The sequence below is a fragment of the Ralstonia sp. RL genome (assembly GCF_001683835.1).
Lineage (GTDB): Bacteria > Pseudomonadota > Gammaproteobacteria > Burkholderiales > Burkholderiaceae > Ralstonia > Ralstonia mannitolilytica.
Window position 1 is genome coordinate 1 of the sequence record NZ_LWRX01000185.1, and the last position, 701, is coordinate 701.

Below are 701 nucleotides of genomic sequence, written 5' to 3' on the forward strand. Positions count from 1 at the left end.
CGGCCGGTCACCACGGTGCCGCGGCCCGAGATCGAGAACACGTCTTCCACCGGCATCAGGAACGTGCCGTCCACGGCGCGCTCCGGCGTCGGGATGTACGAGTCCAGCGCGTCGGCCAGGTTCATGATCGCCACTTCACCCAGCTCGCCCTTGTCGCCTTCCAGCGCCAGCTTGGCCGAGCCCTTGATGATCGGGGTGTCGTCGCCCGGGAATTCGTACTTCGAGAGCAGCTCGCGCACTTCCATTTCCACCAGCTCGAGCAGCTCGGCGTCGTCCACCATGTCGCACTTGTTCAGGAAGACGATGATGTACGGCACGCCAACCTGGCGGGCCAGCAGGATGTGCTCACGCGTTTGCGGCATCGGGCCGTCCGCGGCCGAGCACACCAGGATGGCGCCGTCCATCTGGGCGGCACCGGTGATCATGTTCTTGACGTAGTCGGCGTGGCCCGGGCAGTCAACGTGCGCGTAGTGGCGGTTGGCCGTTTCGTACTCGATGTGTGCGGTGTTGATCGTGATGCCGCGTGCCTTTTCTTCCGGCGCTGCGTCGATTTCGTCGTACTTCTTCGCTTCGCCACCGAACTTGCTCGACAGCACGGTCGCGATCGCTGCGGTCAGCGTCGTCTTGCCGTGGTCAACGTGACCAATCGTCCCAACGTTCACGTGCGGCTTGGTCCGCTCGAACTTTTCCTTTGCCATGTC

The 701-nt window shown here is 63.8% G+C and carries 1 protein-coding gene; it reads right to left on the reverse strand.

Translation table 11 applies throughout. The features are described 5' to 3' along the window. On the reverse strand, positions 1-698 hold a 698-nt coding region (locus tag A6M56_RS17785), incomplete at its 3' end, for a GTP-binding protein (RefSeq protein WP_286758275.1). Between the last annotated feature and the right edge of the window lie 3 nt (positions 699-701).